The sequence below is a fragment of the Rhizobium sp. P40RR-XXII genome, from assembly GCF_012641405.1.
Taxonomy (GTDB): Bacteria; Pseudomonadota; Alphaproteobacteria; order Rhizobiales; family Rhizobiaceae; genus Rhizobium.
This window is the reverse complement of sequence record NZ_JABAII010000002.1, coordinates 265,223-278,635: the sequence shown is the minus strand read 5'-3', so window position 1 is coordinate 278,635 and position 13,413 is coordinate 265,223. Positions and strand designations below refer to the sequence as shown.

The window sequence follows — 13,413 nt, the reverse complement described above, 5'->3', positions numbered from 1 at the left end:
CGAAACTTGCCATCCGCGCCCACCAAAATGATGACGCGCCGGCAAATCGGTGCTAAACGCGCCTCCGCGATATTTAACAACAGCGACTTCGCCGCATCCTTCATCGATGCGGCCTCGAGAGACCAAGATCATGGCTGAATTCAAATCCGATTTCCTGCGCACTCTGCACGAGCGCGGCTTCATTCATCAGATTTCCGATGAAGCCGGCCTCGACGACCTTTTCGCCAAGGAAACGGTAACAGCCTATATCGGCTTCGATCCGACGGCATCGAGCCTGCATGCGGGCTCGCTGATCCAGATCATGATGCTGCACTGGATGCAGGCGACCGGTCACCGGCCCATCTCGCTGATGGGCGGCGGCACCGGCATGGTCGGCGATCCTTCGTTCAAGGACGAAGCCCGCCAGCTGATGACGATCGATACGATCGAGGGCAACATCGCTTCGATCAAGCGCTGCTTCTCGAACTACCTCACCTATGGCGATGGCCCGAAGGAGGCGTTGATGATCAACAACGCCGAGTGGCTGCGCTCGCTCAACTACCTGGAATTCCTGCGCGACGTCGGCCGCCACTTCTCGGTCAACCGCATGCTGTCGTTCGACAGCGTCAAGACGCGTCTGGATCGCGAGCAATCGCTGTCGTTCCTCGAATTCAACTACATGATCCTGCAGGCCTACGACTTCGTCGAACTGGCCAAGCGCTATGATTGCCGCCTGCAGATGGGCGGCTCGGATCAGTGGGGCAATATCGTCAACGGCATCGACCTCGGTCACCGCATGGGGACGAAGCAGCTCTTCGCGCTGACCTCGCCGCTGCTGACGACGGCATCCGGCGCCAAGATGGGCAAGTCCGCCACCGGCGCAGTCTGGTTGAATGCCGATCTGCTTTCGGCCTACGACTTCTGGCAATACTGGCGCAACACCGAGGACGCCGACGTCTCGCGCTTCCTGAAGCTCTACACGACGCTGCCTATGGACGAGATCGCCCGTCTCTCCGCCCTTGCCGGTTCGGAGATCAACGAGGTCAAGAAAATCCTTGCGACGGAAGTGACCGCGATCCTGCATGGCCGCGCGGCGGCCGAACAGGCAGCCGAAACGGCGCGCAAGACCTTCGAGGAAGGCGGTCTGTCCGAAAACCTGCCGACGATCGATGTTCCCGCTTCCGAGCTTGAAGCCGGCATCGGGCTTCTCTCGCTGATCGTGCGTGCCGGCCTTGCCGCTTCCAACGGCGAGGCTCGCCGCCACGTTCAGGGGGGCGCGGTTCGTATCAACGACGAAGCCGTCAGCGACGAACGCAAGATCATCGGCGGCGGCGAGATGACGGCCGACGGCATCATCAAGCTATCGCTTGGCAAGAAGAAGCACATCCTGATCCGCCCGGCCGCCTGAGTGGTCGACCCGCTTCTGAATAAACAAAGCCGGCGTCCCCTCGCCGGCTTTTTTCTATTTTTGCACGCACGGCGCTATCAATCGGATGGCGTCATCGGAACTAATTTAATTCCTCCAATGTCGGATCGAGGAATGCTCGTTCGTCCTCTTTTATGAATCCTAACGTAGGAGGAGGTGGACCATGGATGAATTGCCGGTCATCAAGACGAGGCGCAAAGGCCGAAGTCTCACGCAGAGCATGCTGATTCCAAGCGAGGAAATGGTCGCCCATGCGCTTTGGGCGGCGCCCGCGGGTCGAGTATCGGATCTGGGCGGACTGCGGCAGTCGCTTGCCAAACAATATGGTGCCGACGCCTGTTGCCCTGTCACCGTTCAGCGACACTTGGTGCGGATCAGCGAAGCCGGCAACGCTCCGTTCTGGCGCGTAGTGAATCCCGATCGACCATTCGCCCGGCGCATGAGCGGCGGACCGGAACGCATACGCCAGCAATTGGCGGCGGAAGAATGATGTTTTGAGCAAATCGCTCGTGACAGGACGCCGGGCGCCGGCCACTATCGCGTCAGAACTCGAAAATCTGCCTGAAAACACCCGGCGCGATGATCGACAGCGGGTTGATCTGGAGGTTCGATTTTTCCAGCGTGCCGGTCAGCCTGAAGGTGATGCCGATGAGACCGCGGTCACTGCCGTTGCCGAGGATGAAGCCGACGATCGGGACCTCCGCAAACAGCCGGTTCAGGCCGTAGGCGGGCATGAAGGTTCCGGTCATGTCCATCTTGCCGTTGGCATCCTTCAGTGTTCCCTGGAACGTAGCGCCGAGCTCTACGCCGCGCACCACGCCGTTTTCGACCGATAGCACGCCGTCCCGCATGACAAGCCGGGCAAAGCCCCGCTCGAAGCTCTGCGAACGCGTATCGATATTCTGCTTCACCGCCGCATTCAGGCTCTTTCCGTTCTTGCCGCTCGGCGTCGAGACGATGGTCGAGAGCTTCTTTTCATCGATGATGGCGAAGTTGCGGATATCGAGCGAGCCATCCCAATCGTCCTGCCCGGTCGAACGCAGCGATAGATTGAGAAGCCCACCCCTCAGGTGCTTGTAGAGATCGGTGAAGCGTGCCACCGCGCCGGCGTCGCCGCTCGTGATGCGGATCACGCCATTGCTGCCCTTGCTCATCTGGGTGACGAGCGCCTCGCCGCTGCGCGTCACGCCGGAAAAATCCGCTGCCGTCGTCTTGCCACCGGCGATCGAATAGACGCCCTTGACGTTGCCCATGGTCTCGTCGTTGAAACCGATAACCTTGTCGATATTGGCGCGAACCGTCGCGCTCGCCGAAGCATCGCCATCCGAATTCTGCTGACCGCCCGAGGTAGACGACTTTAGGCGGGCCAGGATCGGGCGAATGTCGGCGGAGTTGCCCGATATGGCGACATCGTAACCGCTGCTTTTGCTCCGCTTCAGGGAGAGCGCAAAATCGTCGAGCGCCGAAAGCTTGACGCTGTCGAAACTGGCCGATGTGAGCGTCCCCTTGCTGATCAGGAGATCGCCGCTGACGCCGAAACCGTCGCCCTTGAGCGTGAAATTCTTGAGCGCCGTCTGATTGTCGGGGCCGGATGCCTCGAACTGCGCGATCGCCCCGATGCCGCTGCCCTTCGACCAGCCGATCCAGGGCACCGTCAGTGCCGCCTTACCCAGATCGACTTTGACGCCCTGACGATCCTCATCGATGCGCGTCAATTCCACCTTGACGGGTCCGTCGATTATATCGCGAAGACCGGGCAGAACCGCGTTGCGCTGCGCATCGGTAAGCGTGGCCGTAATAACGCGCGTACGTTTGACGCTCGATTTGCTGTCGGTCGGCTCGACCATGTCGATCTCAGCGGGAATGCCGTCGATCTGTGCCTCTGCCTGCAGATGCACCGATTGCGGATCGGCCGAAATCTCACCGTTCAGATTGTCGATCTTGCGATTGTTCATCGGCTTCAGCAGATCGACATTGTCGAGGTCGAGCTTCGCCTGCCAGTCCGGCGGAGGCGGCTGCTGATCCCTGATCAGCCCGATCCTGGCATCGACCTTGGCAACGATCTTGCCGTTGAAATCCTCCGGCTTGAACTCGGTCCGCTGCAGCACCTCGAGGGGCTTATAGGTCAGGAGCTCGCCTATGGCGTCACCGGAGCCGGATATCGTCAGGTCTAGATCAGCCATCAACGGCTTGTCGTAGGTCGCCGGGATGGAGAAGCTGCTGTCGTTCAGCGTAATCGTGCGCCCGGTCGAAAAATAGGAGGTCGCCGTCGCGATATTGACGGCCATGTTCGGCCCGGTCAGGTCGAAATGGGCCTTGGTGTCGCGCAATGGCGGGATTTCACCGGGAACGTTCAGGCGCGCGCCGGCGATGTCGAAGGCGATGTGAAGCTCGTTCTTTCCGAGCTGCAGCTTGCCGTTTTGCGACGCTTCCCTCAGTCTTCCGGCAGGTATGAAGACGGATATGACGGCATTGGTCACCGAGCCGCCAAAAAGATTGGCTTCGACCCAGGTCCTCGGTTTCGAGGCCATCCAGAAAGGCCAAAGCTGCTTGACAACAGTCGTGTCCAGCTTGTCTGCGCGGCCGCCGAAGCTGATTTCCGGCGAGCTGTCGCCGAGCTTCATGTGCAGGGAACCGAACAGCGCGCCCTGCGGCGTCGATACGCCGAGGCTGTCGAACTGGAATTCCTTGGTTTCGGATAGGAAATGCCCCATGGCGCGACCATCGAAGCTGACGGGCTTTTCTCCGGAGATCGACGATGCGGCAACACCATCCTTGATTACGAAATCGATCCCGAAACCCTTGCCCGCATTGGCATTGACACGATCGAGATCGATGAGTGCGCCGGAGAACGGCACCATGGTGCCGACGAATTGCATCTTCGAAGGCAAAATCTCCAGCGTCTGATGATCGAAATTATAGGCGAGGTTGATATTGCCTAGCGTTAGATCCTGTACGTCGCGGTCCATATAGAGGGTACCGGGCTGCACGTCGATCGAGGCTTCCAGCTTCGGATCGATGCCGGCATCGCCCTTGACCGCAGACAGCGTCACATCGGCAAAACTGCTAACGCCCTGCCGCGGCGCGCCGTTCGCATCATAGGCCATCGTCAATGGCTTGAGATCGAGATTGGAGATCGTTGCCGTCAGCGAGGAACTGTGACCCGGTTGCTGCTGCGTCGCTTTCACATCCAATGTCGCGACTGATCCGTTGACGGCAACCTCGCCATAGAGATGCAACGCGTTCGGCTCGGCGCGCTCGAAGGTGAGATTGTCGACCACGAGAGAGATCGGGTCGCCTTCCTGGCGCGCCAGCTTCATCGAGAATCCGGAAATGCGCACGGAATTCGTGCCGCCGCGCTGCACGAAATGCTCCAGAAAATCGAGGTTGTCGAAGGCCGCGTTCAGCGCCTGCGGCAGTGCATCGACCCGCAACTTCGTCAGATCGACGGGATCTCCCTGGGGAAGTAACGACGTATCGAGCGCTATGCCCTCCGCCGCCACGCTCGCAACTTCCACCCGGCCCTCGAGCAGAGCCAATGGATCGAGCTCCATGTTGACGGCAGACATCGTCGACAGATGTTTGCCGCTATCCTGATCGACGACGTTCACGTCGCGCGCTTCGAGCGTTAGCCGCAGGCTGGATGTAAAGCGGACCACGGTCGCGCCGACTTCGGCCTTGTAGCGAGGGCCGATGGCGCGATCGAGGGCCGTCTGCGCCTTCTGTGACAGCGGCTCGTCGAAGATGCCGCCCTCGATGGTCGCGATGACGGCTCCGAGGATGAGCGCGAGAAATGCAAAGAAAACCAGCGTGATGCGGCAGACGTGCCAGACATGCGAGCGACGGCGGCGCACGCGCTCCGGCACGTGGACGATCAATGGATCTTCGGCCTGGGCGGACGGCAGATTGTCGAGCGGCACGAGATCCTTTTTGCGGAATGTTATCTTTTCGCCTCGGATCACTCCTGCGCGTGCCTTTCGCTCTCTACAATTTTGTTGGTGACGCTGCGTCCCATTGGACGGCACACGTGGGCAGTATATATGGCTTCCCTCAAGTGTCATCTAAAAAACCGGCAAAAGAAAGGTTTTCCCGTGGCGGAAGTTTTTCCAATTCAACTCGGCATCGGCGACAAGGCACCGGATTTCGATCTCCCGCGCGACGGCGGCGGCAGAATTCGTCTTGCCGATTTTGCCGGGAAGCCGCTGGTGGTCTATTTCTACCCCAAGGACGACACCACCGCCTGCACGACGGAATCGATTTCCTTCACTGCGCTCTCAGCCGCTTTCGCCAAGGCGGGTGTCGCCCTCCTCGGCGTGTCTCCGGACCCGGTCAAGAGCCATGACAAATTCGTCAAGAAGCATGCGCTTTCCGTGCCACTTGCCTCCGACGAGGAAAAGACCATGGCGACGGCCTATGGCGTCTGGCGGGAGAAGAGCATGTATGGCCGCACGTACATGGGCGTCGTGCGCTCCACCTTCCTGATCGGCGCCGATGGCCGGATCGCCAGAATATGGGACAAGGTCAAGGTCGCGGGACACGCCGAAGCCGTTCTGGCCGCCGCGACGGAACTCTGACAGGCATGACAGGCAATCCCGAAACGATCACCTCGCTGCGTGGCGGCGCCATTGCCGCCATTCGCGCGGCCGATCTCGATCTGAAGACCGAGCTTGCCCAGGAAACGGCAAGGCGCTGGTTTGCCCGCACCCTGTCGCTGCGTTCGCCGCTCGATCCGCCTCTGGCCGATCGCCCCGGCCGCCCCGACAAGCCGGATCTGGTGCCGCCTAAAAATATGGAGAAGCGCTCCCTGCATACGCTCAAGGGCCGCATCGCGCTGCTGCACGCCATCGCCCATATCGAGCTGAATGCCGTCGATCTGGCGCTGGATATCGTCGCGCGCTTCGCGACGGGGCCGATTCCCAATTCCTTCTTCGACGGCTGGATGCAGGTCGCCTTCGAGGAAGCCAAGCATTTTCGTATGGTGCGGGCGCGGCTGCGTGAACTGGGTGCGGACTACGGCGATCTTCCCGCCCATGACGGCCTGTGGCAGGCAGCCCATGCGACCCGTACGGATCTCACCGCCCGCCTCGCGGTCGTGCCGTTGATCCTCGAAGCCAGGGGGCTGGACGTGACGCCGGCGCTGCAGGCGAAGATGCGCGAAACCGGCGATCTGGAGAGCGCCGCCATCCTCGACGTCATCTATAATGATGAAAAAGGCCATGTGGCCGTCGGCGCGAAATGGTTCCGATTCCTGTGCGCACGAGAGAAGCGCGATCCGGCCCGCACCTTCCAGGAATTGGTGCGTGCCAACTTCCGCGGCTCCCTCAAGGCGCCATTCAACGACATCGCACGGGCGGAAGCAGGACTGACTCCATCCTTCTATCGCTCGTTAACCTCTACGAACAGCGCATAATCCACTAACATTAAAGGCTTTTTCCGGTATTTAGCGATGCGCCGGAAAGCATTCGTTAACCATAATGCCGTGTACTTCAAATCAATGCCATAAGGCATCGATTGGGAGATTCTCGGTGACAGCAAAGCCTCAGAATCGGGTTTTCGGCAAGCAGCAACGGCACCACACCATTATCCTCGCCAGCGGCGATACGGTGCGCCACATGACCGTGCGCCCATGGATGGCCGCCGGTGCCGTCTGCCTGGCCGGGATCTTTTCGATCAGCTATCTGCTTGCGACGTCCTACCTCGTGCTGCGCGACGATCTGATCAGCGCGACGATGGCTCGCCAGGCGCGCATGCAATATGATTATGAGGACCGCATCGCCGCGTTGCGCGCCCAGGTCGATCGTGTGACCTCCCGTCAGCTTCTCGATCAACAGGTCGTCGAAGAGAAGGTCGACAAGCTGATCGAACAGCAACAGCAGCTATCGTCCCGCAACGGCAAACTCGGAACCTTGCTCGACAGGGCCGAGAGTTCCGGCCTTACGGGTCAGCACCCCGACGCAAATGCCGCCTCCGGGAATGAGCATGCCCAGCTGACCACGCCGAAGGCGATCGAAAAGCTTCTTCTTGGAGGCAAGCCGGCGGACGCGACGCCTGACAACTCCACGCTCGCCTATGTTCCCGCGCCGGAAACAGTCGCCGATCGCGCTGATCGCGTCTTCTCGAAGGTAACGCTGTCGCTGAAGCATATCGAACAGGATCAACTGACCCGAATCCACAACCTTACGGCCGATGCCTCCGGGACAGCGAACGAAATCCAGACGATCATGCACAATGTCGGCATCAGGGTTCCGAATGAGGTCGCAGCCGCGAAGGGCGAAGATGCGGACGGCGTGGGCGGACCTTATGTGCCGCCTGAAAATGTGGATCGGTTCGAACAGTCGATGGCGGACCTCGATACCGCATTGACGCATCTGGAAATCGTGCGGGGCGCGGCCGAAAGCCTGCCTTTCCGCAATCCGGCGGCGGGCAAGCTCGTCACCAGCCCCTTCGGCAATCGCAAGGATCCCTTCTTCGGCACGCTGGCGCTCCATACAGGCACGGATTTCCATTTCAGCCCCGGCGAGAAGATCAAGGCCACCGCCCCCGGCAAGGTCATCGCGGCCGGTTGGACGGGCGGTTACGGCAATATGGTGGAGATCGACCATGGCGATGGCATCTCGACGCGCTACGGCCATATGGAGCAGATCCTGGTCAAGGTCGGCGACAAGGTCGGTACAGGCGCCGTCGTGGGTCTTGCCGGCAGTACCGGACGTTCGACAGGAACGCATCTGCATTATGAAGTTCGCGAGAACGGGCATCCGGTAGACCCGATGTATTTCATCAATGCCGGCACGAAACTCGCAAGTTACATCAGCGGCCTGGGCGCAATTTAGCTGCTGGAATTGTGACAAACGCGCAACAAAGATGGCACTAATCCGAAAATTGCGTTATGAATGAACTTCAGGTCCGTTGAAGCGCCTACTTTCCTTGACTTCACGGGTATTTGGTTCTATGTCGCGCTGCGTTGCGGCACATTCCTGTGTGTCGACTCATGGCGTTCGACTGAACCAAGACGGAACTAGATTTCCCTTTGACAACATTTGCTGACCTTGGCCTGAGCCAAAAAGTCCTTTCCGCGGTAACCGACGCGGGCTACACCACACCGACTCCGATCCAGGCCGGTGCCATCCCGTTTGCGCTTCAGCGCCGTGACATCTGCGGCATTGCCCAGACGGGAACCGGCAAGACGGCCTCTTTCGTGCTGCCGATGCTGACGCTGCTCGAAAAGGGCCGCGCCCGTGCGCGCATGCCGCGCACGCTGATCCTGGAGCCGACCCGCGAACTGGCCGCCCAGGTCGCCGAAAACTTCGAGAAGTACGGCAAGAACCATCGCCTCAACATCGCCCTATTGATCGGCGGCGTCTCTTTCGAGGACCAGGATCGGAAGCTCGAACGCGGCGCCGATGTGCTGATCTGCACGCCCGGCCGCCTGCTCGATCATTTCGAGCGTGGCAAGCTTCTGATGAGCGCCGTCGAGATTTTCGTTATCGACGAAGCCGACCGCATGCTCGACATGGGCTTTATTCCTGACATCGAGCGCATCGCCAAGCTCATTCCCTTCACGCGTCAGACGCTGTTCTTCTCGGCAACGATGCCGGCGGAGATCCAGAAGCTGGCCGACCGCTTCCTGCAGAACCCGGAACGTGTCGAAGTCGCCAAGCCGGCATCGACGGCCAAGACCGTGACGCAGCGCTTCGTTGCCTCGCATGGCAAGGACTACGAAAAGCGCGCCACCCTGCGCGATCTCATCCGCGCTCAGACGGATCTCAAGAACGCGATCATCTTCTGCAATCGCAAGAAGGATGTGGCCGATCTCTTCCGCTCGCTCGAACGCCACGGTTTCTCCGTCGGCGCACTGCATGGCGACATGGACCAGCGCTCGCGCACGACGATGTTGCAGAACTTCCGTGACGGACAGATCCAGCTTCTCGTCGCCTCCGACGTCGCGGCGCGCGGTCTCGACCTTCCGGATGTCGGTCACGTCTTCAATTTCGATGTTCCGATCCATTCGGAAGATTATGTTCACCGCATCGGCCGCACCGGTCGCGCCGGTCGCTCCGGCGCCGCGTTCACCATCGTGACGAAGCGCGACACCAAACACGTCGACGCGATCGAGAAACTGATCGGTGAAGACGTCCAGTGGCTGAACGGCGACCTCTCGGCGCTTCCGCCGGCGGAAGAGAGCGGGGACGACAATCGTTCCCCCCGCCGCCGTGACCAGAAGGGCAAGGGCCGCGAACGGGATCGCAGCCCCAGGGGCCGGAGTGCCCCGAGTCATAAATCTGATATCGACGTCGAAGATAATGGCGTCGTAGCGATCGAAGCAGCACCAGCAAAGGCCGAAAGCGTGAGAAACGAGCGCAAGTCTGAGAACAACAACAAGTCACACAACGGTTCTCGCAACAACCACCGGCCCTTCCCTGCTGCCAACGATGACAATCGTGAACGCCGCAACCGCTATCGCGACCAGGATGACGGCCCGACCCCTGTCGGCTTCGGCGACGACATCCCGGCTTTCATGCTCATCGTAGCAAACGCTAAGGCCTGATAGATTCCCACATAGACGTACCCCTGGGGATCCAAGCATTGCGTAAGCCCGGCATCGATTTCCCAGGATTAGGAACCGGTCTCGCAATTTTGCGGGACGGCAGACTATTGCTCTATCGGCGCCTCAAGGCGCCCGAAGCCGGCTTGTGGAGCATCGTCGGCGGTAAGGTCGATCACATGGAGCCGGCCGCCAACGCCGCCATCCGTGAAGCGGAAGAGGAAAGCGGTCTTTCCATCGGCAGGATCGACTATCTCTGTACGCAGGAAGTCATGATCGAAGCAGACCGGCAGCACTGGATTTCGCTGATCTATATCTGCAGGGATTTTTCCGGCGAACCGCGCTTGATGGAACCGGACAAGCTCTCCGATTTCGGCTGGTTTGGCCGCGACGAGCTGCCGGCTCAGCTTTCCGAATTCGCCAAGGCAACCATCGCCCATTTGAGCGAAGAAGACTTCCGCTGACGTCTACTTGTCCGAGCGCAACGCTGCCTCATAGGCGAGCCTGACCCATCGCGCCATCACATCCGGATCATCGAAAGCATCGTCGGGTATCGACCAATAGGGCATGTTGATCGCCTTGCCCTTCTTGCCCTCATAGGCCCAGCGCCGAGCGCCGGCTGCCTCGAATTCGGAAGCGCTGGCATCGTCGGCCTTGAGGAGAATCTCGTCGTCCACTTCGAGCGCCAGGATTCGACCCATATGGTAGATCCCCTTGCCACCGAACATCCGTTTGATGGTGATCGGCCCGAGAGACTGAAACATCTCCTCGATATCGGCATTGTCCATTCCCTACCCCTTCAAAATACCGCCGGCCGCAATGACAGCTTCGGGCGTATCGACATCGAGATGTGCCGCCTCGCCGATCTCCACGTCAACAACCGGAAGCCCCGATGTCTCGATAATATGCCGGGCACCGACATCACCCTCCAGCCGCATGACGGCGTTCAAAACGGATCTCGGCAGGATGACGGGATTGCCGCGCTTGCCGCCGGATACCGCCCGCACGATCGCCTGGCCGTTTGCCTCACGAAAGGCGGCAATCAGGATATTCAAGTCGTCGCTGGTCACCTCAGGCATATCGGCGAGCATGACAAGAACGCCGTCAGCCCTTTGCGCCGCCGGCGTGCCCACGCCTGCAACCAGCGAACTCGCCATGCCCGAGGCATAATCCGGATTGAATACCCGCTCGACGGCAAGGCCGTTTAACGCGTCTTCGATCTCGTCCTGGCGATGCCCCGTAACCGCGACGATATCGGATACGCCGCTGGCAATGGCGGTGGACGCCGAACGGCGAACCAGCGGAACACCGTCGAATTCCGCCAGAAGCTTATGCGAACCACCCTCGCCCATGCGGCTCGCCTTTCCGGCTGCCAGCAAGATGATGGCAACCGATATCTGGGCGGCGGGTTTCGCAACGATTTCGCGCGGCAGCGGCCGTGATTGTATTTCCATGAGCAACCCTCCCACGCCCATGCCGCCAATATCTCGCGAGGTTGGTCGTTCGCCGGCTAATATGCGATCCAGCACCCAGTCGAAACCATTCTCCTTCGGGCTGCGCGCGCATCCGGGCGCCCCGACGACATGAACGTCGCCCACTCGTCCGAGCACGAGAAGATTGCCAGGATCGACCGGCATGCCGACCTGAATAACCTTTCCGCCGGCAAGCCGGATTGCCGCCGGAATGACGTCACCGGCATCGATGACGGCCGACGCGCCGAAAACGATCAACAGCTTGGGCAACCGGTCCGGTGCCGCCAAGGCACGACGGATGGCGTCGGCAACATCGTCCGCTTTATGCGCAACGCGCTCCTCCCGCTGCAGCACACTGCCCGAAGACTGTAGACGTTGCGAGAGAACCCGCGCCGTCTTGTCCATCACCGAGGCCTTCAGCGACGGCAGCTCGGTGGCGACGAGCGACACGGCGTGCGGCGCGAAGGGCTTGACCTCGAAGACCGGCATCCGCTGCAGAATTTCGATGCCGGCGGCGACTTTAGCCCCGGAAACGGCAAGTGGAATGATCTTGAAGGTCGCAACCATGTCTCCGGTGCGGACCGGCACATGATCGGCCAGACAAGCAAGGGTGATCGCCGGATCGACGCTGTTGAGCTGATCGACAGCGGCTCGATTTGCAACGAACAGGCCATCGACTGCGCTGTGGACGTTCACTCGCCCCGTTGCCGCCTCGGAGAGGGTGAGATGGTCGGGTGCGACGGCCCGCGCCAGCCGGTCGGCGGCCTCGTCCTCCATGAGGTCGCCCGGCTCGATTCGCGCAGCAATGACGCGCTCGATCCCGGCGGCGGCAAGCCGGGCGATATCGCCGCCGGCAAGCTTATGCCCCTTGGAAAGGCTGCCATCGGACAGCCGAATGGAATGCGCGAGAACCGCGCCTTCAGCCTCGACCGTCTGAAATTCGCCGAAGATCATAGCTTGACGCCCTTCGGCGAAGACACGTCGCGGCCGCGAAGGGAGCCGATGATTTCCGCGAGGATAGCGACTGCGATCTCGGCTGGGCTGGCGGCGCCGATCGGAAGCCCGATCGGGGCATGAATGCGAGCAAGCTCCGCTTCGCCCAAACCCTCGCGCTTCAAGCGTTCTAGACGACCGGCATGCGTCTTGCGGCTGCCGAGCGCGCCGACATAGAAGCAGCCTGTCTTCAGCGCCTGGATGATCGGCTCATCGTCGATCTTTGGATCGTGGGTGACGGCGACAACAGCCATATAGCTGTCGAGCGGCCGCTCCTTCAGCGCATCGGCGGGCCAGTCGGCGATCAGGTCGATGCCTTCGAAGCGTTCGGGTGTCGCAAAGCCGGTGCGCGGATCGACGATCGTCACGTCGAAACCGGCAAGCGCCGCCATCCGCGCCAGGATCTGGCTGATGTGCACGGCGCCGATGACGACGATGCGTGGCGGTGGCAGATGGACATTGAAGAACAGGCTCTGTCCGTCCATCTCAAGTGCCGCCGATTTACCCGAACGGAATACCGATAAGGCAGCATCGGCCAGAGCGCCTTCCAGCACATCGCCTTCGACGATCAACCTGTCCGGCCCGCCGGAAAGATCTGTGACAAGGATCGCCGCCTGCCGCTTGCGCCGCATTTCGTTGAGCCGTGCCAGTATCTGACGGTCCATCAGGCGAGCCTTTCGACATAGACGCGGATGCGGCCGCCGCAGGAGAGGCCGACCCGCCAGGCCGTTTCATCGGCAACGCCGAATTCCAGCATACGCGACTTGCCCGTTTCGATAACATCGAGCGCCTCGGTGATGACAGCACCTTCGACGCAGCCGCCGGAAACGGAGCCGTGAAAATTTCCCTCGCCGTCGATCACGAGGTGACTGCCGGAGGGGCGCGGCGCGGAGCCCCAGGTATCGACAACGGTCGCCATGGCCACATTGCGGCCTGCCGACACCCATTCCTCCGCAATGACGAGCGGATCCAGACTTTCGGATATATCTGACATCGGAGCC

Annotated in this window: 12 protein-coding genes; 7 read left to right on the top strand and 5 right to left on the bottom strand. The window is 60.8% G+C overall.

The window, feature by feature from the left end:
* Positions 1–130 precede the first annotated feature (130 nt).
* Positions 131–1,387, top strand: coding sequence for a tyrosine--tRNA ligase (gene tyrS / locus HGP16_RS04615; RefSeq protein ID WP_168838841.1), 1,257 nt, complete (start codon positions 131–133; stop codon positions 1,385–1,387).
* Between the two features lie 181 nt (positions 1,388–1,568).
* Entirely contained in the window at positions 1,569–1,895 is a 327-nt protein-coding gene (locus HGP16_RS04610) for a hypothetical protein (RefSeq protein WP_168838840.1), read from the top strand.
* A 52-nt stretch (positions 1,896–1,947) separates the two neighbouring features.
* On the opposite strand, the gene HGP16_RS04605 is transcribed toward HGP16_RS04610, so the two are convergent.
* Positions 1,948–5,367: a DUF3971 domain-containing protein gene (locus tag HGP16_RS04605; protein ID WP_168838839.1), complete on the bottom strand. Its 3,420-nt coding sequence runs from the start codon at positions 5,365–5,367 to the stop codon at positions 1,948–1,950.
* A gap of 129 nt (positions 5,368–5,496) precedes the next feature.
* Here HGP16_RS04605 and HGP16_RS04600 point away from each other — a divergent pair, with 129 nt between their 5' ends.
* The 5 genes from HGP16_RS04600 (at position 5,497) to HGP16_RS04580 (ending at position 10,411) form a co-directional block, all read left to right on the top strand.
* Positions 5,497–5,979 (top strand): peroxiredoxin, encoded by a 483-nt coding sequence (locus tag HGP16_RS04600; RefSeq protein WP_168838838.1) that lies wholly within the window; start codon positions 5,497–5,499, stop codon positions 5,977–5,979.
* A gap of 5 nt (positions 5,980–5,984) precedes the next feature.
* The gene (locus tag HGP16_RS04595) at positions 5,985–6,815 is read left to right on the top strand and encodes a ferritin-like domain-containing protein (protein ID WP_168838837.1); all 831 of its coding nucleotides are present in this window, start codon (positions 5,985–5,987) and stop codon (positions 6,813–6,815) included.
* A gap of 115 nt (positions 6,816–6,930) precedes the next feature.
* Positions 6,931–8,235, top strand: coding sequence for a M23 family metallopeptidase (locus HGP16_RS04590; protein WP_168838836.1), 1,305 nt, complete (start codon positions 6,931–6,933; stop codon positions 8,233–8,235).
* 197 nt (positions 8,236–8,432) lie between these two features.
* On the top strand, positions 8,433–9,950 hold the full coding sequence (locus HGP16_RS04585; RefSeq protein ID WP_168838835.1) for a DEAD/DEAH box helicase: 1,518 nt from the start codon (positions 8,433–8,435) through the stop codon (positions 9,948–9,950).
* Between the two features lie 38 nt (positions 9,951–9,988).
* Positions 9,989–10,411 carry an NUDIX domain-containing protein gene (locus HGP16_RS04580; RefSeq protein ID WP_168838834.1) on the top strand — a complete coding sequence of 141 codons (423 nt, stop codon included), beginning with the start codon at positions 9,989–9,991 and terminating at the stop codon, positions 10,409–10,411.
* A 3-nt stretch (positions 10,412–10,414) separates the two neighbouring features.
* Here the strand turns inward: HGP16_RS04580 and HGP16_RS04575 are convergent, their stop codons facing one another.
* From HGP16_RS04575 to HGP16_RS04560, 4 genes are read right to left on the bottom strand one after another with little or no spacing between them, the layout of a single operon-like run.
* Positions 10,415–10,735 carry a TfoX/Sxy family protein gene (locus HGP16_RS04575; RefSeq protein ID WP_168838833.1) on the bottom strand — a complete coding sequence of 107 codons (321 nt, stop codon included), beginning with the start codon at positions 10,733–10,735 and terminating at the stop codon, positions 10,415–10,417.
* 3 nt (positions 10,736–10,738) lie between these two features.
* Positions 10,739–12,373: an NTP transferase domain-containing protein gene (locus HGP16_RS04570; protein ID WP_168838832.1), complete on the bottom strand. Its 1,635-nt coding sequence runs from the start codon at positions 12,371–12,373 to the stop codon at positions 10,739–10,741.
* On the bottom strand, positions 12,370–13,077 hold the full coding sequence (locus HGP16_RS04565; RefSeq protein WP_168838831.1) for an XdhC family protein: 708 nt from the start codon (positions 13,075–13,077) through the stop codon (positions 12,370–12,372). The genes HGP16_RS04570 and HGP16_RS04565 overlap by 4 nt, the downstream gene beginning before the upstream one ends.
* The gene (locus HGP16_RS04560) at positions 13,077–13,406 is read right to left on the bottom strand and encodes an XdhC family protein (protein WP_047633158.1); all 330 of its coding nucleotides are present in this window, start codon (positions 13,404–13,406) and stop codon (positions 13,077–13,079) included. Before HGP16_RS04560 ends, HGP16_RS04565 begins: the two co-directional genes overlap by 1 nt.
* Between the last annotated feature and the right edge of the window lie 7 nt (positions 13,407–13,413).